Origin of the sequence: Candidatus Pelagibacter sp. HIMB123, assembly GCF_052048195.1 — a bacterium.
Classification (GTDB): domain Bacteria; phylum Pseudomonadota; class Alphaproteobacteria; order Pelagibacterales; family Pelagibacteraceae; genus Pelagibacter.
The window spans coordinates 46,416-70,163 of record NZ_JBNAIL010000014.1 but is presented as its reverse complement, the minus strand read 5'-3'; the positions used below and the strand labels follow the sequence as shown (position 1 = coordinate 70,163).

At 29.0% G+C, this 23,748-nt stretch carries 27 protein-coding genes; 11 read left to right on the top strand and 16 right to left on the bottom strand.

What is annotated here, in order from left to right; translation table 11 throughout:
* From atpH to atpC, 5 genes are all read left to right on the top strand, one after another.
* Positions 1–278 (top strand): ATP synthase F1 subunit delta (atpH, locus tag ACTTBL_RS04150; RefSeq protein ID WP_440643739.1); only part of this gene is annotated, 278 nt, incomplete at its 5' end.
* Positions 279–1,814, top strand: a complete 1,536-nt coding sequence (atpA, locus tag ACTTBL_RS04145; protein ID WP_075502550.1) for a F0F1 ATP synthase subunit alpha — start codon at positions 279–281, stop codon at positions 1,812–1,814.
* Between the two features lie 6 nt (positions 1,815–1,820).
* Entirely contained in the window at positions 1,821–2,693 is an 873-nt protein-coding gene (locus tag ACTTBL_RS04140) for a F0F1 ATP synthase subunit gamma (protein WP_440643738.1), read from the top strand.
* Positions 2,694–2,695: 2 nt separating this feature from the next.
* Entirely contained in the window at positions 2,696–4,114 is a 1,419-nt protein-coding gene (gene atpD, locus ACTTBL_RS04135; RefSeq protein ID WP_440643737.1) for a F0F1 ATP synthase subunit beta, read from the top strand.
* A complete protein-coding gene (gene atpC, locus ACTTBL_RS04130; protein ID WP_075505229.1) occupies positions 4,114–4,506 on the top strand; it encodes an ATP synthase F1 subunit epsilon in 393 nt (130 codons plus the stop codon). The genes atpD and atpC overlap by 1 nt, the downstream gene beginning before the upstream one ends.
* On the opposite strand, the gene ACTTBL_RS04125 is transcribed toward atpC, so the two are convergent.
* From ACTTBL_RS04125 to metX, 12 genes are all read right to left on the bottom strand, one after another.
* Positions 4,498–4,971 carry an RNA pyrophosphohydrolase gene (locus ACTTBL_RS04125; protein WP_145596777.1) on the bottom strand — a complete coding sequence of 158 codons (474 nt, stop codon included), beginning with the start codon at positions 4,969–4,971 and terminating at the stop codon, positions 4,498–4,500. The two genes, atpC and ACTTBL_RS04125, sit on opposite strands and share 9 nt — an antisense overlap.
* A gap of 1 nt (position 4,972) precedes the next feature.
* On the bottom strand, positions 4,973–6,112 hold the full coding sequence (locus tag ACTTBL_RS04120) for a S41 family peptidase (protein ID WP_082254627.1): 1,140 nt from the start codon (positions 6,110–6,112) through the stop codon (positions 4,973–4,975).
* Positions 6,109–6,459: a ribosome silencing factor gene (gene rsfS, locus ACTTBL_RS04115; RefSeq protein WP_075484663.1), complete on the bottom strand. Its 351-nt coding sequence runs from the start codon at positions 6,457–6,459 to the stop codon at positions 6,109–6,111. The genes ACTTBL_RS04120 and rsfS overlap by 4 nt, the downstream gene beginning before the upstream one ends.
* A 17-nt stretch (positions 6,460–6,476) precedes the next feature.
* Positions 6,477–7,004 carry a nicotinate (nicotinamide) nucleotide adenylyltransferase gene (gene nadD, locus ACTTBL_RS04110; RefSeq protein WP_440643741.1) on the bottom strand — a complete coding sequence of 176 codons (528 nt, stop codon included), beginning with the start codon at positions 7,002–7,004 and terminating at the stop codon, positions 6,477–6,479.
* Positions 7,000–8,250 carry a glutamate-5-semialdehyde dehydrogenase gene (locus ACTTBL_RS04105; RefSeq protein ID WP_440643736.1) on the bottom strand — a complete coding sequence of 417 codons (1,251 nt, stop codon included), beginning with the start codon at positions 8,248–8,250 and terminating at the stop codon, positions 7,000–7,002. Before ACTTBL_RS04105 ends, nadD begins: the two co-directional genes overlap by 5 nt.
* Positions 8,251–9,357: a glutamate 5-kinase gene (gene proB, locus ACTTBL_RS04100; protein ID WP_440643735.1), complete on the bottom strand. Its 1,107-nt coding sequence runs from the start codon at positions 9,355–9,357 to the stop codon at positions 8,251–8,253.
* Positions 9,347–10,330 carry an Obg family GTPase CgtA gene (cgtA, locus tag ACTTBL_RS04095; RefSeq protein ID WP_440643734.1) on the bottom strand — a complete coding sequence of 328 codons (984 nt, stop codon included), beginning with the start codon at positions 10,328–10,330 and terminating at the stop codon, positions 9,347–9,349. Before cgtA ends, proB begins: the two co-directional genes overlap by 11 nt.
* A 31-nt stretch (positions 10,331–10,361) precedes the next feature.
* On the bottom strand, positions 10,362–10,616 hold the full coding sequence (gene rpmA, locus ACTTBL_RS04090) for a 50S ribosomal protein L27 (RefSeq protein WP_023854670.1): 255 nt from the start codon (positions 10,614–10,616) through the stop codon (positions 10,362–10,364).
* A gap of 14 nt (positions 10,617–10,630) precedes the next feature.
* Positions 10,631–11,029 (bottom strand): 50S ribosomal protein L21, encoded by a 399-nt coding sequence (rplU, locus tag ACTTBL_RS04085; RefSeq protein ID WP_440643733.1) that lies wholly within the window; start codon positions 11,027–11,029, stop codon positions 10,631–10,633.
* Positions 11,030–11,093: 64 nt separating this feature from the next.
* Positions 11,094–11,813: a hydroxyacylglutathione hydrolase gene (gene gloB, locus ACTTBL_RS04080; protein WP_440643732.1), complete on the bottom strand. Its 720-nt coding sequence runs from the start codon at positions 11,811–11,813 to the stop codon at positions 11,094–11,096.
* A 1-nt stretch (position 11,814) separates the two neighbouring features.
* Entirely contained in the window at positions 11,815–12,411 is a 597-nt protein-coding gene (gene metW / locus ACTTBL_RS04075) for a methionine biosynthesis protein MetW (protein WP_023854673.1), read from the bottom strand.
* Between the two features lie 2 nt (positions 12,412–12,413).
* The gene (metX, locus tag ACTTBL_RS04070; RefSeq protein ID WP_023854674.1) at positions 12,414–13,529 is read right to left on the bottom strand and encodes a homoserine O-acetyltransferase MetX; all 1,116 of its coding nucleotides are present in this window, start codon (positions 13,527–13,529) and stop codon (positions 12,414–12,416) included.
* A 191-nt stretch (positions 13,530–13,720) separates the two neighbouring features.
* Here metX and hisC point away from each other — a divergent pair, with 191 nt between their 5' ends.
* The gene (gene hisC / locus ACTTBL_RS04065; protein ID WP_440643731.1) at positions 13,721–14,806 is read left to right on the top strand and encodes a histidinol-phosphate transaminase; all 1,086 of its coding nucleotides are present in this window, start codon (positions 13,721–13,723) and stop codon (positions 14,804–14,806) included.
* Complete coding sequence (locus ACTTBL_RS04060) at positions 14,803–15,699, top strand: prephenate dehydrogenase (protein WP_440643730.1); 897 nt, start codon at positions 14,803–14,805, stop codon at positions 15,697–15,699. The genes hisC and ACTTBL_RS04060 overlap by 4 nt, the downstream gene beginning before the upstream one ends.
* Here the strand turns inward: ACTTBL_RS04060 and ACTTBL_RS04055 are convergent.
* The 3 genes from ACTTBL_RS04055 to ACTTBL_RS04045 are packed head-to-tail and all read right to left on the bottom strand — an operon-like array spanning position 15,696 to position 19,250.
* A complete protein-coding gene (locus ACTTBL_RS04055) occupies positions 15,696–16,442 on the bottom strand; it encodes a C40 family peptidase (protein ID WP_440643729.1) in 747 nt (248 codons plus the stop codon). The genes ACTTBL_RS04060 and ACTTBL_RS04055 overlap by 4 nt on opposite strands.
* Positions 16,432–17,808 (bottom strand): AmpG family muropeptide MFS transporter, encoded by a 1,377-nt coding sequence (locus tag ACTTBL_RS04050; RefSeq protein ID WP_440643728.1) that lies wholly within the window; start codon positions 17,806–17,808, stop codon positions 16,432–16,434. The genes ACTTBL_RS04055 and ACTTBL_RS04050 overlap by 11 nt, the downstream gene beginning before the upstream one ends.
* 2 nt (positions 17,809–17,810) lie before the next feature.
* Positions 17,811–19,250, bottom strand: a complete 1,440-nt coding sequence (locus tag ACTTBL_RS04045; protein ID WP_440643727.1) for a TrkH family potassium uptake protein — start codon at positions 19,248–19,250, stop codon at positions 17,811–17,813.
* Positions 19,251–19,341: 91 nt separating this feature from the next.
* Here ACTTBL_RS04045 and ACTTBL_RS04040 point away from each other — a divergent pair, with 91 nt between their 5' ends.
* The 4 genes from ACTTBL_RS04040 to ACTTBL_RS04025 are packed head-to-tail and all read left to right on the top strand — an operon-like array spanning position 19,342 to position 22,874.
* Positions 19,342–20,904: a lysine--tRNA ligase gene (locus ACTTBL_RS04040; protein ID WP_440643726.1), complete on the top strand. Its 1,563-nt coding sequence runs from the start codon at positions 19,342–19,344 to the stop codon at positions 20,902–20,904.
* The gene (locus ACTTBL_RS04035; protein ID WP_440643725.1) at positions 20,904–21,956 is read left to right on the top strand and encodes a quinone-dependent dihydroorotate dehydrogenase; all 1,053 of its coding nucleotides are present in this window, start codon (positions 20,904–20,906) and stop codon (positions 21,954–21,956) included. Before ACTTBL_RS04040 ends, ACTTBL_RS04035 begins: the two co-directional genes overlap by 1 nt.
* Positions 21,957–22,008: 52 nt before the next feature.
* The gene (rpmB, locus tag ACTTBL_RS04030; protein WP_023854682.1) at positions 22,009–22,320 is read left to right on the top strand and encodes a 50S ribosomal protein L28; all 312 of its coding nucleotides are present in this window, start codon (positions 22,009–22,011) and stop codon (positions 22,318–22,320) included.
* Positions 22,320–22,874, top strand: coding sequence for a queuosine precursor transporter (locus ACTTBL_RS04025; protein ID WP_440643723.1), 555 nt, complete (start codon positions 22,320–22,322; stop codon positions 22,872–22,874). The genes rpmB and ACTTBL_RS04025 overlap by 1 nt, the downstream gene beginning before the upstream one ends.
* On the opposite strand, the gene speB is transcribed toward ACTTBL_RS04025, so the two are convergent.
* Entirely contained in the window at positions 22,871–23,746 is an 876-nt protein-coding gene (gene speB, locus ACTTBL_RS04020) for an agmatinase (RefSeq protein WP_440643722.1), read from the bottom strand. The genes ACTTBL_RS04025 and speB overlap by 4 nt on opposite strands.
* Positions 23,747–23,748: the final 2 nt, after the last annotated feature.

The following is a 23,748-nucleotide window of genomic DNA, read 5'->3' as shown; positions in this document are numbered from 1 at the left end:
TTTTTATTGAACGTATACTTAAAAGCTTTATTGAGATTTGTTCAAGAAAAAGAGGTGAACTTAAGGCAGAATTAAAATCAGCAAAAGAATTATCTAATGAAGAAATTACAAAAATTACAGAGGAGTTAACAAAAAATTTTAGCTCAAAAATAAAATTAAACTACAAACATGATGAAAGTTTAATAGGAGGTTTGGTAGTACAGGTAGGAAGTACTATGGTCGATACCTCAATTAAAAATAAATTACAACAAATCGAAAATAGAATGATAGAGGCATAAATGGAAATAAATCCTTCAGAAGTTACGAAAATATTAAAAGAACAAATTAAAAATTTTGGTGATAAAGCAGAAGTCACAGAAGTTGGTCAAGTTTTATCAGTTGGAGATGGTATTGCTAGGATTTATGGTTTGGATAATGTTCAAGCTGGTGAAATGGTAGAGTTTGCAGATGGTTCAAAAGGTATGGCTCTAAACTTAGAAAGTGAAAACGTTGGTGTCGTAATTTTTGGTGATGACAGAAATGTTAAAGAAGGGGATGTAGTAAAAAGAACGGGTAATATTGTTGATACTCCAGTTGGAAAAGAATTATTAGGAAGAGTAGTGGATGGTTTAGGAAATCCTATTGATGGAAAAGGACCATTAGATAAAGGAATTAAAAAAAGCAGGGTTGAAGTAAAAGCTCCTGGTATTATTCCACGACAATCAGTAAGCGAACCAATGCAAACTGGTCTTAAATCAATTGACAGTCTAGTTCCGATTGGAAGAGGACAAAGGGAATTAATTATCGGTGATAGACAAACTGGTAAAACAGCAGTTGCAGTAGATGCAATTATTAATCAAAAAAAAATCAATGAATCTGGTGATGAAAAACAAAAACTGTATTGTATATACGTTGCAGTTGGGCAAAAAAGATCAACAGTAAGACAAATTCAAAAAACATTAGAAGAAGCTGGAGCTATGGAGTACACAACAATCGTTGCTGCTACTGCATCTGACTCTGCTCCTTTACAATTCTTAGCACCATACACAGGTTGTGCTATGGGAGAGTATTTTAGAGATAATGGAATGCATGCGTTAATAATTTATGATGATTTGTCTAAACAAGCAGTTGCTTATAGACAAATGTCATTGCTATTAAGAAGACCTCCAGGACGTGAGGCTTATCCTGGAGATGTATTTTATCTTCATAGTAGATTACTTGAAAGAGCAGCTAAATTAAGTGACGAACATGGAGGTGGATCACTTACTGCACTTCCAATTATTGAAACACAAGGTGGAGACGTATCCGCGTTTATTCCAACTAACGTTATTTCAATTACAGACGGACAAATTTTCCTTGAAACAGAACTATTTAACCAAGGTATAAGACCTGCAATTAACGTAGGTTTATCAGTATCTAGGGTTGGTTCATCAGCTCAAACAAAAGCGATGAAAAAAGTTTCTGGTTCAATGAAACTAGAGTTAGCGCAATACAGAGAAATGGCAGCTTTTGCTCAATTCGGATCTGATTTAGATGCATCTACCCAGCAACTTTTGAATAGAGGTTCTAAGTTAACTGAACTTTTAAAACAAAAACAATATTCACCTATGACTGTTGCAGAACAAGTTATTTCAGTATTTTGTGGAGTAAAAGGTTATCTAGATGACATTGATTTAAAAGACGTTGCTGAATTTGAGAGCAAGATTATTGAAAAATGTAAATCAGATAAGCCTGAAATTATCGAGTCAATTTTAAGTTCAGGAAAACTTGAGGAAGATAAAGAAAAATTACTTGTTGAGGTAATCACTCAATTAAAAGGAAATTTTAAATCTTAATAATTTATGGCAAGTTTAGACGACCTAAAAAAAAGAATAGCTAGTGTAAAGTCTACACAAAAAATTACTAAAGCTATGAAAATGGTTGCAGCAGCTAAATTAAGAAGAGCTCAAGAAAGCGCTGAGAAGGGAAGACCTTATTCTGAAAAAATGAATAATGTTATTTTAAATTTATCAAATGGTATATCTGATAAAGAAAATGCACCAAAGTTATTGTCAGGGACTGGTCAAGAAAAAACTCATCTTTGTGTGGTGTTGACTTCTGATAGAGGTTTATGTGGTGGATTTAATTCTAATATTATTAAAAAAGCTAAAAGTTATTTTGCAAAAATTTTAGATGAAGGTAAAGAACTTAAAATTATTACAGTAGGCTCAAAAGGAAATGATCAATTAAAAAGAGTTTATGGTGACAAAATAATTGAAAATATTTCTTTCAAAGAATCTAAAAATGCAAATTATTTTGATGCTGATAAAGTTGGGAAAATGGTAATTGAAAAATTCGAGGCAGGTGAATTTGATGTTTGTACAATTTTTTATAACCAATTTAAAAATGTAATTACTCAAATTCCTCAAGCACAGCAAATTATCCCTTTAAACAATGAAGGAGAAGAAAACAGTTCAGAAGAAAGTTACGAATTTGAACCAGATGAAGATGAAATTTTAAGCAATTTATTGCCAAAAAATATTTCTACGCAAATATTTAAGGCTATGTTAGAGAATTCAGCTAGCGAACAAGGGTCTAGAATGAGTGCAATGGATAATGCGACCCGAAACGCAGGTGAAATGGTTGACAAACTTACTATCGAATATAATAGAAGTCGTCAGGCAGCAATTACAAAAGAACTAATAGAAATCATATCAGGAGCAGAAAGTTTATAATTATGAGCAAAGGAATAATCACGCAAGTTATTGGAGCGGTAGTAGACGTAAAATTTGATAGTGAACTACCAGAAATTTTAACAGCATTGGAATGTAAAAATGGTGATAACAGACTAGTTTTAGAGGTAGCACAACACTTAGGTGAAACTACTGTTAGAACAATTGCTATGGATGCTACTGAAGGACTAAAAAGAGGTGATGAAGTTACCAACACAAATGCTCCTATTCAAGTTCCGGTTGGGCCTGAAACTCTTGGAAGAATTATTAATGTAATTGGTGAACCAATTGACGAAAGAGGTGAAGTTAAAACCAAAGAAAGTTGGCCAATTCATAGAGCTGCACCTGAATTTAATGACCAATCAACAGAAACTGAAATCCTTGTAACAGGTATCAAAGTAATTGATTTGCTTGCGCCTTATGCAAAAGGTGGAAAGATTGGATTATTTGGTGGAGCAGGAGTAGGAAAAACAGTTTTAATTATGGAATTAATTAACAACGTTGCAAAAGCTCATGGTGGTTTCTCAGTTTTTGCGGGAGTTGGAGAGAGAACTAGAGAAGGAAATGACCTTTATCATGAAATGATTGAGTCTGGAGTAATTAAAAAGGAGGGAGCTGGTTCAAAAGCTGCTTTAGTTTATGGACAGATGAATGAACCTCCTGGAGCAAGAGCAAGAGTTGCACTTACAGGTTTAACTGTAGCTGAATACTTTAGAGATCAGGAAGGTCAGGACGTACTTTTCTTTGTAGATAACATTTTTAGATTTACTCAGGCAGGATCAGAGGTTTCAGCTTTGTTGGGAAGAATTCCATCTGCTGTTGGATATCAACCGACATTAGCTACTGACATGGGTAACCTACAAGAAAGAATTACGACTACAAACAAAGGGTCAATCACATCTGTACAAGCAATTTATGTGCCTGCTGATGATTTAACAGACCCCGCTCCAGCAACATCGTTTGCTCACTTGGATGCAACGACTGTACTTTCAAGACAAATTGCAGAAATTGGTATTTATCCTGCTGTAGATCCACTTGATTCTACATCAAGAATTTTAGATCCAAGAATTGTTGGAGATGAACATTATAGAGTAGCAAGAGATGTTCAACGAATTCTACAATCATATAAATCACTACAAGATATTATAGCTATTCTTGGTATGGATGAGTTATCAGAAGAAGATAAATTAGTTGTAGCAAGAGCAAGAAAAATCCAGAGATTTTTATCTCAACCATTCTTTGTTGCAGAAGTATTCACTGGTTCTCCAGGAAAACTTGTTGATCTTGACTCAACTATCAAAGGTTTTGATGCAATCTGTAAAGGTGAATATGACCACTTACCTGAAGCTGCTTTTTATATGGTTGGAACAATTGAAGAAGCTATAGAAAAAGCTAAGAAAATGGAACAAGAAGCTGCTGCTTAATGAGCGAAGAGTTTAAAGTTGAAATAGTAAATCCTGAAAAATCTTTTTTAGTAAAAGATGATGTTTCAGAAGTTGTGGTCCCTGCTTTTGAAGGAGAGATGGGAATATTGAAGGATCATATTTCTATTATTTCCTTTTTAAAACCTGGGATAATTAAGATTTTATCAAAATCAGGTGATGAAAATTACTATGTTGAAGATGGGATTGTTGAGTTTAAAAATAACAATCTATCTATTTTAACAAGTACAATTTTTAATCTTGCTGATATGGATAAATCAAAGCAACAAGATTTACTTAAACAGGCAGAAGAAGAGGCTAATAAAACCGATATTAATGATCAATCTAAATATTTAGCAGATCAAAAAGTTGAAGTTTTAAAAACTCTAAATTAATTTTTTTACTTTTTCTTTAAGTTCTTTGTAAACATGATGTTTAAAATCAACAACAACATCAGTAATTAAATCTAAGTCGATCCACTTCCAATCTAAAAATTCTGGATTAGATGTATTAATATTTATTTCATTATCATTTCCAATAAATCGCATTAAAAACCATTTTTGCTTCTGACCTTTGTACTTACCTTTCCAAATAATACCTAGTAATCTATCAGGTAAATCATAGGTTAATGTACCATCTAATTCTTTTATAAGTTCTACGCTTTTGATACTTGTTTCTTCCTCTAGTTCTCTAAATGCAGCTTTTAAATTATCCTCTCCCTCATCAACACCACCCTGAGGCATTTGCCAAAAATTTTTAGGATTATCTATTCTTTTCGCTACGAATACTTTATTTTCTTTATTTAATAACACAATTCCGACCCCACTTCTCAGTGGTAAATCTTTTAAATTTTTATTCATATTATCCGTTAAGTAACTTAATAGCGTAGTTTAATTGATTATCAGTATCAGTTTTTATTCTAAAATCATCACCTTCTTCATTTACTTCAATATCTGGTCTAACACCTACTTCAGAAATAGATTTTCCAGAAGGAAGATAATATTTTGCGACAGTTAATCTGATAGCACCACGATTTTTTAAAGGAATAATGGATTGGACAGAACCTTTACCAAAGCTATTTTCACCGACGATGATTGCTCTTTTGTGATCCTTTAAAGCTCCAGCAACAATTTCAGAAGCAGATGCTGAACCATAGTTAATTAAAACCAATAGTGTTTTTCCATCGGTAATATCTCCTTTTTTTGCAAACCATTTTCTATTTTCAGATTTTTTTCTGCTTTTTGTTGAAACTATCTCTCCATTTTCCAGAAAAAAATCTGATATCTTTATTGCTTGAGATAAAAGACCTCCAGGATTATTTCTTAAATCTAAAATAAATGAATTTAAGTTTTTATCTTTCTTAAGTTTTTTAATTTGTTTTTCTATTTGATCACTACTGTTATCGTTAAATGAAGTAAGCCTGATGTATCCAATATTTTCATCTATAATTTCAGATTTTACAGATTGAACCTGAATAACTTCTCTTATGATATTAAATGTTAGCGCTTTTCTTTCGCCTCTTCGTCTTACTGTTAACTCTATTCCAGAACCTACAGGTCCTCTCATTAAATCAACAGCTTCACTTAATGATTTTCCTTGAACCTGGACATCATTTATTTTGACTATGTAATCACCAGCTTTTAATCCAGCCCTAGATGCAGGTGTATCATCTATTGGTGAAATTACTTTTACCACACCAGCCTCCATGCTAACTTCAATTCCTAGTCCACCAAATTCACCACTGGTTTCTGTTTGCATTTCATCAAAAATTTTAGGAGACATGTAGGATGAATAAGGATCTAAGGATTGTAAAAGTCCATTGATAGCAGAGTCCATACTCTCAGATTGGTTGAACTCATCAACATACTCTTTATTAATTTTTTCTAGAACCTCACCGAAGAGATCAATTTTTTTATAAATATCAATTTCAGCTGAAATAACTGTTTTATTTAAATAAAAAACGGAAAAAAAAATTAATAATAAAAATTTAATTTTTTTCATATCATCACTTTTTCTTTTGGAATTAGCTCTGACCAAATTTTCTCTAATTCATAAAATTTTCTTTTTTCTGGATGAAAAATATGAACAATCAAATCAATCCCATCAACAAGTTTCCATTCTCCACTTTCTTTACCTTCAATTTTAGAATCCTTTACACCGTTATTTTTAAGCTTTTCTAAAACTTGTTCTGATAAAGATTGAATATGTCTAGATGATGTTCCACTTGCTATGATCATGTAATCAGCCATAGAACTTTTGTCTTTAAGATCAATTGTTACAATGTCTTGAGCTTTATTGAGATCTAGTGTGTTGATTACAATTTCTTTTAGGTCTGAAATTTTGTCCATTAATTGAATTTAGATTATCAAATTTTTCTTAATTGAGAAGATGAAATGTTGACTTTATTAAACTCAATAAACTCTAGATTGGTCTTATTAAGTTGCTTAAATGTCTTTGATTTTAAAGAATTTTTTTTATACCCATGTCGGTCAAAAACTAGGATGTTACATTTTTGTGAAATTAATTTAGATTTATGCCATTTATGAAAGTTAATAAGGTTGTCGGCACCCATTAAAAAATAAATTTCAATGCTTTTATCTTTTTTTAAATGATTGATTAAATTAATAGTTTTATTTGATTTAATAATTTTTTCATAAAATTTAACCTTAATAAATGAATTTGTACTAATAATTTTTTTACAATATTTAATTCTGTCAGTAACAGATGTCTTACTCTCTATTTTAAATGGATTTTTTTTTGTAATTGCCCAAATAACTTTTTTGAGTTTGAATCTTTTCTTTGCTTCCTTAGAAATTGCCAAATGTCCTTTATGTGCAGGATCAAACGATCCACCTAATACACCAATTTTTATTTTTGTGTTATTCAATTTAATTTCTTATTTTACCATTACTAGTGATTTCATATTTATATGAAATTAATTGATTTAAACCTACAGGACCTCTTGGTGGCAGTGTATTAGTAGAAATTCCAACTTCTCCACCAAATCCAAATTCACCACCATCAGCAAATTGAGTTGAGGTATTATGCATTGCAATTGAACTTTTAACATTTTTTAAGAAGTATTTTGCTGTTTTTTTATTTTTTGTAATGATGGAGTCAGTGTGCATAGTACCATATTTATTAATATGCTTAATTGCCTCTTCAGAATTTTTAACAATTTTAACAGATACAATTGATGCCAAATATTCAGTTGACCAATCTTTTTCTTTTGCAGGATATACTTGACCTTTGTAATAACTCTTCAAAATCTTATCACCAATTATTTTACAACCATTATTTTCAAGTGCCTGCAAAATAGGATTGCTAAATTTTTTGACTATATTTTTATGAATAAGAATAGTTTCAGTTGCACCACAAATACTTGTATTTCTTAATTTAGCGTTATAAACAATTTCTTTAGCCATTTTTAATTCTGCATCCTTATCTATATAAGTATGACAAAGTCCCTCTAAGTGCCCAATTATAGGTACTTTGGATAATTCTAAAACTTTTTTAACTAAATTTTTTCCACCACGAGGTATTATGACATCGATATATTTTTTCATTTTAGAAAGCATAATATCCACAATCCTCCTTTGTTTTGAATCGATAAATTGTATAAAGTTTTCATCAACTTTATTTTTTTTAAGTGCTTTTCTAAACAACTTAGCTAAAGCTTTATTTGAATTTATGGCCTCAGAGCCTCCTTTCAAAATCACTACATTTCCAGATTTAAAACAAAGACTAGCAACATCTGAAGTTACATTTGGTCTACTTTCATAGATAACACCAATAACTCCAATTGGTATTGATACTCTTTTTATATTTAAACCATTTGGCCTTTTCCATTTTTCTAAAGTGTTATTTATAGGATCCCTTAATTTAGCTATTTTTAAAATTGAATTTATAATTCCATTCAATTTAATTTCATCTAAATGAAGTCTTTTTATTAAGTTCTCTTTTAACCTTCTTTTTCTTGCGTAATTAATATCTTTTGAATTTTGATTTATAATATATTTTTTTTCATTCTTAATTAATTTCGCGTAATCATTTAAGACTTTATTTTTTACCTCAGTTGTAACTTTATAATCACTAGCTTTGCGAGCTTTTCTTCCAATTAAATTTATATATTTAATCATTTAAATTTCCACCATATCATCTTTATGAATAACTTCTGATTTTGCAACATAGCCTAATAATTTTTCAATTTCATTCGAATGATGACCCATAATTTTATTCACCTCATCAGAAGTAAAGGAACTTAACCCTCTGGCACATTCGTTATTTTTTTTATCTAATACTTTAATATGATCACCTTTATTAAATCTTCCCGAAACTTTTTTAATTCCTGCTGCTAACAAACTTTTTCCAGATTTTAATGCCTTTTTAGCACCATCATCAATTATTAATGCTCCTTTAGGTGCTACAGAGCTTATTATCCATTTTTTTCTAGCATCTAACTTTGAAATTTTTGGACTAAACCAGGTGCAGTTATTTTTTTCAATTATTTTTGAGATAGGATTTGAATATAGTCCATTTGCAATAACCATACTAGTACCAGCAAGCTGACATATTTTTGCTGCTTCAATTTTTGTATGCATACCACCACTCCCATATTCATTTACGCCTTTAATATAAATTTTTTTTAGATCTTTATTTAGGTCATCTATTTTCTTTATTAGTTTAGCATCCTTAAAAATTTTAGGATTTTTTGTATACAAACCATCAACGTCAGATAATAAAATTAAGGTATCTGCGTTTGTAATTTGCGCAACCCTAGATGCCAATCTATCATTATCTCCATATTTTATTTCACTCGTTGCGATAGTATCATTTTCATTGACCACAGGAATAAAACCAAGTTCAAAAAGATTATCAAAAGTTCGTTTTGCATTGAGAGATCTTCTTCTTTCCTCAGTGTCTTCTAATGTAAGCAAAATCTGAGAAATATTTAATTTATATTTTGCAAAAGTTTGAGAAAATAAATTCATCAGCTCTATTTGACCAATAGAAGCAATAGCCTGACTCTTATCTAATTTAATATTTTTTTTATTATAATTCATTTTCTTGCAACCCAAAGCTATAGCGCCAGAGCTAACAATAACTACTCTTTGATTTCTATCTCTTAATTTTTTAATGTCTTTTGCAAAACTAGATAACCATTGTCTCCTAATTTTTTTATTTTGATCAACTAGTAGAGATGATCCAATTTTGACAACAATTATTTTGGAGTTTTTAAGATACATAAGACAAAAGTTTTGCTTTAATTTTTGATACAGATTCTTTTTCCAGAGTTGTCATTGTCATAATCTCACAATTTTTACCTTTTGAAAAATGATCTATAACTTCATTTGCTGTTTTTTCATCAATCAAATCAATTTTATTAAGCACAATTAGTTCTTTTTTTTCTAATAACTTTGCACTGTAGCTTTTTAATTCATTTTTCACCTGATTATAAGACTCATTCAGATCTAAGTTGGTGACATCAATTAAGTGCAGTAAAGACTTACATCTCTCTATATGTTTTAAAAACTGTATTCCTAAGCCTATACCTTCATGAGCTCCTTCAACTAATCCTGGAATATCTGCAATCGTAATTTCTTTATCATCGTAAGAAGCAACACCAAGATTTGGATTAATAGTTGTGAATTTGTAATTTGCAATTTTTGGATTTGCGTTTGTTAGAGCTGCCAACAAACTTGATTTTCCTGCATTTGGTAATCCAATAATACCGATATCAGCAATTGTTTTTAATTGAAGCCATATTGTAAATTCTTCTCCGATAGTGCCTTTAGTAAATTTTCTTGGAGCTCTATTTGTAGAACTTTTAAATCTTGTGTTTCCTAAACCTCCTTTTCCACCGGCAGCCGCAACATATTCTTCACCTTTTTTATTAAAATCGAAAAGAAGAGTTTTGTTATCCTCTTCAAATACCTGTGTACCTAGAGGAACTTTTAAAATTAAATCTTCACCACCTTTTCCTGTTCGATTTTGACCGGAACCGTTTTCCCCACGTTCGGCTTTGTGGTGTTGTTGATATCGATAATCAATAAGGGTATTTAAATTTTCCTCTGACTTTAAAATAATTGATCCACCTTTTCCACCATCCCCACCATCTGGTCCACCAAACTCAACATATTTCTCTCTTCTAAAACTAGGAGATCCATCTCCGCCATTTCCAGCTTTAATATATATTTTAACTTGATCGAGAAATTTCATAATACAACATCTATTTTAATTAGTTGTACTATTAATTGGGCTTTACAGAAACGAAAGTTCTATCTGATTTTGATTTTTTGAAGACAACTTTTCCCTTAACAACTGAAAATATTGAATGATCTTTGCCCATACCAACATTTTCACCTGGAAAAATCTTAGTTCCTCTTTGTCTAACAATTATGTTTCCAGGAATTACTGTTTCACCACCATACTTTTTTACACCAAGTCTTCTGCCGGCACTATCTCGTCCGTTTCGTGATGATCCACCTGCTTTTTTTGTTGCCATAACTTACCTAATAACTATTTGCTTACTGCTTCCTTAACTTCTTCTTTTTTTGAAGTTTTAGAAATTTTTTCAGCTTCTGATAACACTTTACCATCTTTTGAAAAAATTTTGTTAATTCTTATCATAGAATATTCTTGTCTATGCCCATTTTTTCTTCTTGAATTTTGTCTTCTTCTTTTTTTAAAAATTAAAATAGTTCTATTTTTACTATTTTTAATTAAATTAGCTTCTACTTTTGCACCCTCAACATTTGGAGTTCCAATTTCAATTGATTTGTCATCACCGTATGCCAAAATTTCATTAAACTCTATTTTAGTATCAGGTTTAGAATCTGGTAGTTTTTCAATCTTTAGAATTTCTCCAGATTTTACTTTATACTGTTTTCCACCTGTTTTTATTACTGCGTATGACATAATATGATTTAATTTAAAGTTACCGCAATATAGTTGTAGTCAGCCTTTAGTCAAGCCGAATTAATTAGAAATTATCCTTAAAATCTCTTAATTTTGAAAAGGTTTTTACATCTTTTGCTCTTAAAAATATATTACAATCCAATTCCTCTTTTAAAGTTGAGGGTATGGTAGGAATTCCATTTTCTCTTAATTTTTCTATTTTTTCTATTTTTTTTTGTAAATCTTTGTTTTCTGAATCATATTTTTTACAAAATTTTGCATTGTCAAGAGTGTATTCATGACCACAATAAATTTTTGTCTCTTTTGGTAATAATTTAATTTTGTTCAAAGACTCAAACATTTCTTCATAAGAGCCTTCAAATATTCTTCCACAGCCAAGTGAGAAAAGTGTATCTCCAGTAAAAACTAATTTTTCTTTAAAAAAATTAAAACAAATATGGCCTGATGTGTGTCCAGGTATATGCATAATTTTAGCTTCAAAGTTTTCAGCTTTCCATATTTGATTGTCTTCTAACAATATGTCTATTCCAGGTATTCTTTTTGAGTCTCCTTTAAAACCCACAACAACTGACCCATATCTTTTTTTTAATTCTTGATTTCCTCCAATATGATCATAATGATGATGAGTATTAAGAATATATTTTAATTTTATATTTTTATTTTTTAGGAAATTTATTATTGGTTCAGACTCACTCGGATCTACAACACAAGCAAAATTGTTACTTTCATCTATTATTAAATAGCTATAGTTGTCTTGAAGACAGGGTATAATTTCAATACGCATTTTATTTTTCTATCAAAAATATACCTAGATCTGCAAACAAATTTTTAACTCCTAAATTGCTCTCATTTATTATTGATGAATTAAGATTATTTAAAGCGAGTGATTTAAAAATTTTAATATCTTTTGATTTTACAAAGTGAAAAAAATCTTTGATTGTACACATATGTAAATTTGGTGTGTTATACCATTCATCTGGTAATGTTTTTGTAATTGGCATTGTACCTTTAAATAATAAATGAAATCTTACTTTCCAGTATCCAAAATTAGGAATCGTAACTATTGCTTTTTTTCCAACTCTTAAAAGTTCATCTAAAACTAATTCAGGATTAAGAAAAGCTTGAAGAGTTTGACTTAAAACAACATAATCAAATGATTTGTCTGGAAATTGTTTTAAATCTTTTTCAGCATTTCCTTCAATTACAGTTAAACCTTTTGCAATACATTCTTGAACTTTTTCTTTTGAAATCTCTAATCCTCTTATATTTATGTTTTTATTATCCTTTAAAAATTTCATCAAAGTTCCATCAGCACAACCTACATCTAAGACTTTCTTATCTTTTTCAATTAAATCTGCTATTACCTGAAATTCATTTTTCATAATTAATTTTCTTCGTAAGATTTATCTAAAAAGTTTTTAAGTGCACTTAAGAAATCAGGAACGTCTAGTAAAAAGGAGTCGTGACCTTTATCTGACTCAATTTCTACAAATCCAACATCAGCTCCTATTGAGTTTAAAGCAATTACAATATCTTTGTTTTCTTGGGTTGGATAAAGCCAATCTGAAGTAAAAGAAATTATAAAAAATTTCGCGTTTGTATTTATAAATGCTTCTGAAAGATTACCATTAAATTGCTTAGCTAAATCAAAATAATCCATAGCTCTAGTAATATAAAGATAACTATTTGCATCAAATCTATCTACGAAAACTGAGCCCTGATATCTTAAATAACTTTCTATTTGAAAATCAGCGTCAAATCCAAATTTAAGATCTTCTCTTTCTTGCAACTTTCTTCCAAATTTTTCCTGCAAACCTTTTTTAGATAAATAAGTAATATGAGCTGCCATTCTAGCTACTGCCAATCCTTTTCCAGGATTAGTATCGCTTGATGTGTAATTCCCATCTTTCCAGTTACTATCAGCTGTAATAGCTTGTCTACCTAGCTCGTTAAAAGCAATATTTTGAGCTGAATGACTAGATGTGGTTGCTATCGGTATCACTGTTTTGGATTTATCAGGAAAGTTGCTAATAAACTGAAGGACTTGCATACCTCCCATTGAACCACCAGTTATAGAAAACAGTTTATCAATACCAAAATGATCAAGTAAATTATATTGAGCATTCACCATATCATTAATTGTAATAACGGGAAAATTTGTTCCAAAAATTTTTTGATCAGGATCTTTATGACTTGGTCCGTATGATCCCATACATCCACCAATTACGTTAGAGCAAATAACAAAATATTTATTCGTATCGATAGCCTTATCAGGACCTACTGCATAACTCCACCAACCCTCTTTGTTAGTTACAGGATTAATTCCCGTTACAAATTGATCTCCTGTTAGAGCATGAAAAACTAATATTGCATTATCTTTTTTTGAATTAAGTGAACCGTAAGTTTCATAGGCTATTGGAAAATCTTTTATGGTCTTTCCACAGTCTAATTTTAGTGGTTTTTTTACAATTAAAGTTTTTATGTTTTTCTCAGTATTCATAGTTTTTGACTGTTTCGAATTGTGAGAAAAAAAACTATTTTAGCGGTTTTTTTTAAGCGCTCGCAATTCAGTTAAATCAGCGCACAATTTTTTTACTAGAACTTATTTATTATGTCAATTTTTTAAAAAAACCTCTTATTCTCTATAAAATTTTGTAATTTTATCTATAAAGAGAACATAAATTAAAAAAAATGATAACTCCAAATTTCAAAAATTTTAAAATTGAGGCTTATAAGCCTGGCAAATCAAAAGTTAATAAACTTAAGAACGTAATTAAGCTTTCTGCAAATGAGTCTGCTTTAGGTATGAGCCCTAAAGCAAAGAAAATAATATCAAACAAAAATCTGAATTTAGATAAATATCCAGATGGAAAATCTCAAAATTTAAGAAAAGCAATATCTAAAGCTTATAGATGTAATTCTGAGAAAATTATTTGTGGAGCTGGTTCAGATGAAGTTATTCAAATGCTTTGTCAGTTGTTTTTAAACCCAAAAGATGAGGTTGTAGTACCAGAGTACAGTTTTTTAATGTACAGAATTTACTCAAAAATTGTAGGTGCAAAAGTTGTATTTGCAAAAGAAATTAATTTTAAAGTTTCAGTAAATGAAATTTTAAAAAAAATAACGAAAAAAACTAAAATTGTATTTATAGCTAACCCAAACAATCCTACAGGAACTTACTTAACGAAAAAAGAAGTTTTAGAATTAAGAAAAAGATTAAATCAAAAAATTTTACTAGTTATAGATGATGCCTATGCAGAATATATGAAAAACAAAGATTATTCATCTGGGTTAGATTTGTTTAAAAATAAAGACAATGTTTTCATCCTTAGAACTTTTTCAAAAATGTTTGGATTAGCTTCTCTTAGAGTAGGTTGGGGATATGGCTCAAAAAAAATAGTTGATGCACTAAATGTTATAAAACCACCATTTAATGTAAATGGTATTGCTCAATTAGCTGCCACCGAGTCATTGAAGGATAAAGCTTTCATAAATAAATCTATTAGACATAATTTATTATATTCTGAAAAAATTAAGAAATTTCTTGAGGCATATAATATTTTTTCAAATTCAGTTTCAGCAAATTTTTTGTTACTTAATTTTGAAAAATGCAGATATTCAGCAAAATTTCTGTATGAAAAACTTAAAAATAAGGGAATTATTTTAAGATCAACAGAAGATGGTTATCATATAAAGAATAAATTAAGGTTAACTATTGGATCTAAAAAAGAAAACATAAAATTTATGAGTGTTATTAAGCAAGTATTGAAAAAATGAAAAATATTTTAATTATTGGCTGTGGATTATTAGGTTCATCTTTATTAAGGCGTATTAGCAAAAAAAAAATAGCAAAAAAAATATTTATTTATGAAAAATCAAAATCAAATATTGCTAAGATAAAAAGATTAAAATTACCTGGAACAATTGTTAAATCATTAAAAGAAGGTGTAAGTAATTCCGATTTAATCATCTTTTGTACACCAATGAGTGAATACAAAAATATTATTTTAAAAATTAATAAATTTATACCATCGAAAACATTGATTACAGATATTGGTTCTTCAAAAATTGAAACTTCTAAAATTATAAATAAATTTTTAAAGAAAGGTATTCATTGGATTCAAAGTCACCCAATAGCTGGATCAGAGGTCAGTGGACCAGAGCATGGTAAAGAAAATATGTTTACTGATAGATGGTGCATAATAATTAAAGAAAAAAATATTAAAAAAAATTATATAAATATTCTAACTAAGTTTTGGAAAAAAATTGGAGCAAAAGTAGTTGTTATGAGCGCCGAAAAACATGACAAAATTTTTTCTATTACTAGTCATTTACCTCACTTAATTGCGTATAATCTGGTGAAATCTGCACAAGATTTTGAGAAAAAACAAAATTATGAGCTAATCAAATATAGTGCTGGTGGATTACGAGATTTTTCTAGGATTGCAGCATCAAATGAAATCATGTGGAGAGATATTTTTTTTAACAATAAAAATAATATTTCAAAAGCGATTGATTTATTTATTAAAAATTTAAATCAATTTAAAAAAGATATTAATTCAAAAAATAATAAGTCTATCGTAAAGAAACTTACTCAGACTAAAAAAGTAAGGTCAAAAATCATCAAATTGAAACAAGATATTGATAAACCTGATTTTGGAAGAAATTAATATTTTATTCTAGATACTTTTTTTACCTTTAGCTTGGCAGTTTTTTCAATTCTATTAATTGTTTCTATAATTGGCATAATAATTACTTTTCTTTCTGGACCATAAGCATGAATTAGTTGTTTAGAATTTAAGCACATAGCAACATGACCTTTCCAAAAAATAATATCTCCTTTTTTAAATAGTCTTTTCTTTGAATTCTTTTTTGTATATTTGATCTGATCTTTTGTATCTCTTGGATAAAACGAATTATTATAAAAATAAAAAATTTGCAATAAAGCTGAACAATCAACACCTTTAAATGTTTTTCCACCCCAAACATATTTTACTTCGAGAAATTTTTTAAATATTTTTGTAAAATTATTTTCTTTATGGTTTATTTTTTTAATATCAGCTTTTTTAATCCATTTATTTTTTTCAATTTTTACGTAATTCTTATTTTGATCAAATACAGATAATTTGGATGCAAATGGAAGCCAACTGATAGTTCCAATTCCAGGTTTTTTATAAATCTTTGCTTTTAGTGAACTGACTTTATAATTGGGGCTAAATTTTTCTATATATTTTGAATTTTTTATAAACCCCTTATAATTATCAAATAAAGTTTTAATTTTTATCCAATTTTTACTTTTTGCTAGTATTTTGAATTTTTCACCATGTATAATTTGTGAAGTTACCTCAGATCTTTTCGAAGCATTTTTGTAAATATTCGAAAAATTACCTATGAAATAAAAATTATTTTGCACCAATTTTAATTTTGTTTTTAATTAACCACAAACAAATTAATGATGGTATCACCATTATAGTCGTTAAAACAAAAAATGTTCCCCAATCTCCGTTTAACCAGTCAACTAGAGCGCCTGAGGATGAAGCTAAGGTAGTACGACCAGCAGTACCAATTGAAGCAAGCAATGCATATTGTGTGGCTGTATAAGTTCTGTCAACTAGTAATGATATAAATGCAACAAATGCTACAGTTGCAAAAGCTGCTGTGATATCATCGGCTATAACCGCAATTGCAAATAAAATTTCTGATTTTCCAGTCCACGCTAAAACTGCGAATAAAAGGTTGGTTATAGCCATTAATCCACCAGCAAAGAACATAGTTTTAATTGTTCCAGCTCTCATGGCCATTACACCACCCAACAAAGTAAATACAACTGTTGTTATCCAGCCAAGTCCTTTTGAATAAATTGCAATTTGACCTTTGGAGAAACCAATTTCTTTATAAAAAACAATAGACATTCTTCCCATAAATGCCTCACCTATCTTGAACAAGAAAACAAATCCTAAAATTCCAGCTGCAATGGCAAAACCATTTTTTCTAAAAAAACTAATGATAGGTCCGCCTATAGTTCCTGTAATATATGCGATAAAGTTTGTAATAATATTGCTAGATCCAAGTTTTCCTTCAATTAATTTGTCTGTTTCTCTCTGTTTTGCTTGTCTGTTTGTCTCTATAGGTTCATGAACAAACATTAATCCAATATTCATTAAAATTATTAAAATACCTAAAATTAAAAAAGTAGCTTGCCAATAGTCAGCCACCCCTAGGTTTTCAAAAAATTCTGCTGTGAATAAAGCAACAACTCCACCTAATTTATAACCTGTCCACCAACCAACAACAGCCATAGCTGCACCAGCAGCCATTGATTTTCCTTCATTTTCATTTATCTGTTCAATTCTTAATGCATCTACAGTTATATCTTGGGTTGCTGACGCAATAGCAATAATTAAACCTACAGTGATTAATAAAGCCAAATTTTCAGTTGGATTAATCACACTCCAAACAACAAGACTTAACAAAATAATTAATTGCATCAAAACTATCCATCCTCTTCTATGACCTAATTTTTTTGTTAGTATTGGAATTTGAATTCTATCTATAATGGGAGCCCACAAATAATTGAAAGCATATACTCCAAAAATTAAACCTGCCCATCCAATTGTTGATCTACTAAGACCTTCTTCTTTAAGCCAAAGACTTAAGCTGCTTGCAATTAATACCCATGGAAATCCACTTATTGCACCTAATAAAAGAATTCTTAACATTCGAATATCTTTATAAACTGCAAGAGAATCAAGCCATGTTTGTTTTTTTGTTTCAGACATTATTAATTTCTCCAAAAAGATGGTAAGAACAATACTAATATTGCAAACAACTCAAGTCTACCTAAAATCATACCTACAGTTAAGATCCATTTAGAAATATCAGGTAAAGATGAAAAATCTCCATTAGGTCCTATTATAGGACCTAAACCAGGACCAACATTTGATATTGATGTTGCCGCTCCAGACATAGCGGTTATAAAGTCGAGACCTGTTAATGATAATAATGCAGCTAAAATAAAAAAAATAACAAAATAAAAATAAATAAATGAAATTATTGATGCAATAAATTTATCATCAACAGATCCTTGATCGTATTTAATTACAAATATTCCCTTGGGATATATAATTTTTTTTAATTGATTTAATATAAATAAATATAGAATCTGAATTCTAAAAATTTTAATACCACAAGTAGTTGATCCAGCACAGCCCCCAATAAACATTAATGCAAGAAATATTGTTATAGGAAAACTTCCCCAACCGTCGAATTCAGCATTTACATAACCTGTTCCAGTCAATATTGAAATTGTATTAAAAAAAATAGATCTCAAACTAAAGTTTCCGTTATTATTAAATAATAAATAAATTGATAATATAATTATGCTTATAATTATTATTTTAATAAATGTTCTGATTTGAATATCGTTTAAAAATATTTTTTTATTACCACTAATAAATTTAATATATGCAATAAATGGAATACTTCCTAAAATTATAAAAATCATTGATGATATTTCTATAGGAACACTGTCAAAATATCCGATAGATTGATTATAATTAGAAAATCCACCAGTAGCTATGGTAGTCATAGAATGAGTTAAACTATCGAATTTCCCCATTCCAAATATCCAATATGATAATGCACAAAGAGCGGTTAGACCTGAATAAATATAAATAAGTCTCAAAGCTATTTCTTTTGATTTAGGAAGAATTTTTTCAGAAGAGTCGTTGCTAGAAATTTTAAATAATTGCATACCACCAACATTCATTATTGGCATTAGTGTAATTGCCATCACAATAATACCAATGCCACCTAGCCATTGTAGTATTGCTCTCCATAATAGAATGCCTTTTGGAGTATTCTCTAAGTTGGAAATAATTGTAGATCCAGTTGTTGTAATACCAGACATACTCTCAAAAAAAGCATCAGTAATTGAAAGTTCCATAGTCGAAAATATAAATGGTAAAGATCCAAAAATAGCAATACTTAACCAGGACAAAGCAGTTAATAAAAATGCTTGTTGTAAATTTAACTTTTTGTCGTGGTCTAGATTTGAAAGAAAAAATAATGATCCAAAAATTATTGTCACAATAGATGCACCAAAAAATGATGAATCTATTTCAGAATAAATAAATTGAGCAATTATAGGGATGAACATTGAGACCCCTAAAATTATTTGCAAAATTCCAAGTGTAAAAAAAACAGTTTTATAATTAGACATTTTGAAAGAACATTATTTTATGGTAAATAAATTTCAACTCTATAAGAATTAATAAAATCGCCAATTTAAGATTTTTATAAAAGATATACTCGTGATTAAAAAAGAAATTTTAGACAAAACAAGTGCTTGGCCTTTCGTTGAAGCAAAAAAAATGCTTAGAGAGAGAAAATCATTTATTGATAAAAAAGGGAAAATTACCCTTCAAACAGGATATGGCCCAAGTGGCCTTCCTCATATCGGAACATTTGGTGAAGTTGCAAGGACTTCAATGATGGTAAATGCCTTAAAGCAACTTACAGATTTACCAACTGAGATAATTACTTTTTCTGATGATATGGATGGTTTAAGAAAAGTTCCTGATAATGTTCCTAATCAGGAATTATTAAATAAAAACTTACATAAACCATTAACACAAGTTCCTGATCCATTTGAAAAATTTGCAAGTTTTGGAGAACATAATAATGAAATGTTAAAAGATTTTTTAAATAGTTTTAATTTTAAATACAGTTTTAAAAGTTCGACATCTTTATACAAAGGTGGTTTTTTTAACCCAACTTTAAAAATTATTTTAGAAAATTATGATGGTATAATGAACATTATACTTCCAACTTTAGGCAAAGAACGTCAACAAACTTACTGCCCTTTTTTACCTATTTGTCCAGACACAGGTCATGTCCTCGAAATTCCAGTTATAGAAATTGATAAAAAAAATTCTAAAATAATTTTTGATAATAAAGGAAAAAAATTAGAATCTAGTATTTTGGATGGAAATTGTAAATTACAATGGAAAGTTGATTGGGCAATGAGATGGTATGCTCTAGATATAGATTTTGAAATGTATGGAAAAGACCTTATTGAGAGCGCAATTTTATCAACTAAAATAATAAATTTGATTGGTAAAAAACATCCATCTGGATTTGCTTATGAATTATTTCTTGATGAAAAGGGTGAAAAAATTTCAAAATCAAAAGGAAATGGTATTACTATCGACCAATGGTTAAAATATGCTTCACCCGAAAGCTTATCTTTATACATGTATCAAAATCCAAAAAGAGCAAAAAAACTTTATAAAGAAATAGTCCCTAAAGCTGTAGATGAGTACCTTGATAATATTGAAAAATCAAAAAAACAAACTGAACAACAATTAGTGATGAATCCTGTTTGGCATGTTCATAATGGACATATTCCAAAAGAAGAGATGATTATGACCTTTTCTATGTTGTTGAATTTAGTTGAAACAAGTAACGCTGATAACAAAGATTTATTATGGAAGTTTGTTAAAAAATACAAATCTAATATTCATGAAAAAAATTTTCCGATTTTTGATGGACTAGTAGGTTATGCAATTAAGTATTTTAATGATGTTATTAAGGCTCAAAAAAAATATAAAAATCCATCTGAAAATGAAAAATTAGCTCTACAAGCCTTAGTTAAAACTTTAGAACAATGTAATGACCAAATGTCTCCAGAGGATATACAAACATTAATTTATTCAACAGGCAAAGAAAATGGGTATTCAGAAAACTTAAGAGATTGGTTTAAGTTAATTTATGAAGTGGTGTTTGGAGATGAAAATGGACCTAGAATGGGTTTTTTTATAAGTTTTTTCGGTGTTAACGAAACAAAAGAATTGATAATTAGTAAATTGAAATAATGTATTCAAATTTAAGATCTTTAATATTTAAAATAGATCCTGAAAGAGCACATTTTTTAGCAATTCAATCACTCAAACTCAATTTAGTTTCAAATATATTTGATGAAAACAAAAACGATCCAATTTTAAAAACAAAATTATTTAATCAAGATCTTGATAATCCTATCGGTATTGCTGCAGGTTTTGATAAGAATGCAGAGGTATATAACCCTTTATTTAAGCTGGGTTTTGGATTTGTTGAAGTAGGTACAGTTACTCCATTAAAACAATATGGAAATGAAAAACCAAGAGTATTTAGATTGGTAGAAGATCAAGCATTAATTAATAGGTTAGGTTTTAACAACCACGGATCAGATACAATATTAAACAGAATAAAATCTAATAAAAAACTAGGTGTGCTTGGTGTAAATGTAGGTCCAAACAAAGATTCTAATGATAGATTGAATGATTATTTAATTGGATTAGAAAAATTTTCTGAAGTTGCAGATTATATTACAATTAATATTTCGTCACCAAATACTGAAAATCTAAGAAACTTTCATGATGAGAATAAATTAAAAGAGTTATTAAAATCTATATCAGAGAAAAAAAAACAATTAAAAACTGAAATTCCTGTAGCTGTAAAAATTTCACCAGATATAAATGAAAATCAAATTGACTTAATTTCAGAAATACTTTTAGAAAATGAAATAAGCGCAATAATAATTTCAAATACTTCCGAATCTTCTCGGGAAACACTTCAAAATATACAGAGACATCAAAAAGGTGGTTTATCTGGAAAACCTATTGAGAAAAAATCAAATCTTTTAATAAGTAAATTCTATAACTTAATAAAAGGTAAAATTAAAATAATTGGAGTAGGTGGCGTTGACTCTGGTAAAGCAGCTTATGACAAGTTTTTATTAGGAGCAGATTATGTTCAGTTGTATACCGGCATGGTATTTCAAGGACCCAATATTGCTGGGATGATTAAAAAGGACCTAAAAGAATTACTAATAAGAGATGGTGTCAAAAATTTCACAGAAATTGTGGGAAATAAAACTGTTTCTTAAATGTATTAAACTTGACGCCTTCAATATCTCCCCTTATATAGGCACTGTTATTATGTCAAAAAAATGTGAACTTACCGGTAAAATTCCTATGAAAGGTCATAATGTTAGTCATGCTAACAACAAGACTAAAAGAAGATTTTTACCGAATCTTAAAAAAGTAAAATTTACAAGTGAGCTTACTGGAAGAAGTTTAAAACTTACTGTAAGCAATTCAGGTGTAAGATCAGTTGACAAAAAAGGAAGTTTTGATGAATTTTTAAAAACTGTAAAAAATAAAAATTTATCTCCTAGATTAAAAAAGTTGAAAAAAGTAGTTTTAATTAAATCCCCTTTTAAAAAGAAACCTGTAGCTAAATCAGCTTAATGAACAAATTATTTATCATCCTGTCAATAATGATGGGGGTTGTTGTACTATCTTCTAATTATTTAGTTCAGTTCCCAATAAACTATTTTGGATTAAATGAGATTTTAACTTATGGAGCTTTTAGTTATCCAATAGCTTTTTTAATAACAGATTTAGCAAATAGGTCTTATGGAAAATTATTAGCAAGGCAAATTGTATATTTGGGCTTTTTAATAGGAATTATATTTACATTGTTATTCTCAACTGATTTTGCAGATTTAATATCTGTAAGAATTGCAATAGGATCAGGGGTAGCTTTTATTACTGCTCAATTATTAGATATTCAAATTTTTGATAGATTAAGAAAAAAAGAGTGGTTTGTAGCACCACTTACTTCATCTTTGATTGGATCAACAGTTGACACATTTTTATTTTTCTCAATATCATTTTATGCAACAGGGGTACCTTGGGTTACTTTATCTCTTGGAGATTTAGCAGTAAAAGTTTTAGTTGCTCTAATAATGTTGATACCGTTTAGAATGTTATTGAAAATTATTAAACCAATTAAAGTTTAATATAAAAATTTATAAGACAAGATTTTATAAGCTAGCTTTGCAACAAGAAAATTATAAGAATTAAATCCTTTAATTGGAGACAGTTCATTAATATCTGCACCAACAATTTTCGAGTTTTTAGCTGCAATTCTTATTATATCCAATGTTTCATCCCACAAAAGTCCTCCTGGTTCAGGTGTACCGGTTGCAGGCATAATACTTGAATCTAGCCCATCTACATCAAATGTAAGATAAACAGTTTTATTTTTAATTAGTTTTTTAAATTTAGACAAATTCCATTTTTTTTTATCTTTCGCCCAAAAAATATTTATTCTTGAAGAATTTTTTTTTAAAAATGGGATTTCACTTTTCGAGATATTTCTTATGCCAAATGAAATTAACGAAACGTTTTTATAATCTAGACACCTTCTAATAGCTGAGGCATGTGAAAATTTTTCTCCATTATAACTTTGACGTAAATCTGCATGAGCATCAAAATGTAACAGACAAATGTTTTTATATTTTTTAGTAAAAGGAACAATACATCCAGGAGTTATTGAATGCTCTCCACCCAAAGTCATTGGAAAGAGTTTTTTATTTAAAATTTCTTTATTAATATTAGAGATTTTATTCAGTGCTTTTTTGATATTTTTATCAATTTTAAATGGTTTTAAAGTTTTAATACCTATTTTTTTATAAGGTTCGCAATTAAGCTCTTCATCATACAGCTCAACTTGATGAGATGCTTTTATAATTTCTTTAGGTCCATTTTTTGTTCCTCCCCCATAACTGACTGTTTTTTCTAAACCAAATGGAACAATTACAGCTTTTTCTTTAAAGCTAAATTTATTATCAATTCCTAAAAACCCGTTTTTATTTGATAGATATTTCAATT

Excerpts from the sequence above, each read along its gene's own strand:
- rsfS (WP_075484663.1), bottom strand. The coding sequence starts at position 6,459 with ATGGACAAAATTTCAGACCTAAAAGAAATTGTAATCAACACACTAGAT.
- atpA (WP_075502550.1), top strand. The coding sequence starts at position 279 with ATGGAAATAAATCCTTCAGAAGTTACGAAAATATTAAAAGAACAAATT.
- ACTTBL_RS04035 (WP_440643725.1), top strand. The coding sequence starts at position 20,904 with ATGTATTCAAATTTAAGATCTTTAATATTTAAAATAGATCCTGAAAGA.
- ACTTBL_RS04125 (WP_145596777.1), bottom strand. The coding sequence starts at position 4,971 with ATGAATAAAAATTTAAAAGATTTACCACTGAGAAGTGGGGTCGGAATT.
- atpC (WP_075505229.1), top strand. The coding sequence starts at position 4,114 with ATGAGCGAAGAGTTTAAAGTTGAAATAGTAAATCCTGAAAAATCTTTT.
- ACTTBL_RS04120 (WP_082254627.1), bottom strand. The coding sequence starts at position 6,112 with ATGAAAAAAATTAAATTTTTATTATTAATTTTTTTTTCCGTTTTTTAT.
- rplU (WP_440643733.1), bottom strand. The coding sequence starts at position 11,029 with ATGTCATACGCAGTAATAAAAACAGGTGGAAAACAGTATAAAGTAAAA.
- metW (WP_023854673.1), bottom strand. The coding sequence starts at position 12,411 with ATGAAAAATGAATTTCAGGTAATAGCAGATTTAATTGAAAAAGATAAG.
- ACTTBL_RS04105 (WP_440643736.1), bottom strand. The coding sequence starts at position 8,250 with ATGATTAAATATATAAATTTAATTGGAAGAAAAGCTCGCAAAGCTAGT.
- rpmA (WP_023854670.1), bottom strand. The coding sequence starts at position 10,616 with ATGGCAACAAAAAAAGCAGGTGGATCATCACGAAACGGACGAGATAGT.
- ACTTBL_RS04060 (WP_440643730.1), top strand. The coding sequence starts at position 14,803 with ATGAAAAATATTTTAATTATTGGCTGTGGATTATTAGGTTCATCTTTA.
- ACTTBL_RS04025 (WP_440643723.1), top strand. The coding sequence starts at position 22,320 with ATGAACAAATTATTTATCATCCTGTCAATAATGATGGGGGTTGTTGTA.
- metX (WP_023854674.1), bottom strand. The coding sequence starts at position 13,529 with ATGAATACTGAGAAAAACATAAAAACTTTAATTGTAAAAAAACCACTA.
- cgtA (WP_440643734.1), bottom strand. The coding sequence starts at position 10,330 with ATGAAATTTCTCGATCAAGTTAAAATATATATTAAAGCTGGAAATGGC.
- rpmB (WP_023854682.1), top strand. The coding sequence starts at position 22,009 with ATGTCAAAAAAATGTGAACTTACCGGTAAAATTCCTATGAAAGGTCAT.
- hisC (WP_440643731.1), top strand. The coding sequence starts at position 13,721 with ATGATAACTCCAAATTTCAAAAATTTTAAAATTGAGGCTTATAAGCCT.
- ACTTBL_RS04050 (WP_440643728.1), bottom strand. The coding sequence starts at position 17,808 with ATGTCTGAAACAAAAAAACAAACATGGCTTGATTCTCTTGCAGTTTAT.
- ACTTBL_RS04140 (WP_440643738.1), top strand. The coding sequence starts at position 1,821 with ATGGCAAGTTTAGACGACCTAAAAAAAAGAATAGCTAGTGTAAAGTCT.
- atpD (WP_440643737.1), top strand. The coding sequence starts at position 2,696 with ATGAGCAAAGGAATAATCACGCAAGTTATTGGAGCGGTAGTAGACGTA.
- gloB (WP_440643732.1), bottom strand. The coding sequence starts at position 11,813 with ATGCGTATTGAAATTATACCCTGTCTTCAAGACAACTATAGCTATTTA.
- ACTTBL_RS04045 (WP_440643727.1), bottom strand. The coding sequence starts at position 19,250 with ATGTCTAATTATAAAACTGTTTTTTTTACACTTGGAATTTTGCAAATA.
- proB (WP_440643735.1), bottom strand. The coding sequence starts at position 9,357 with ATGTATCTTAAAAACTCCAAAATAATTGTTGTCAAAATTGGATCATCT.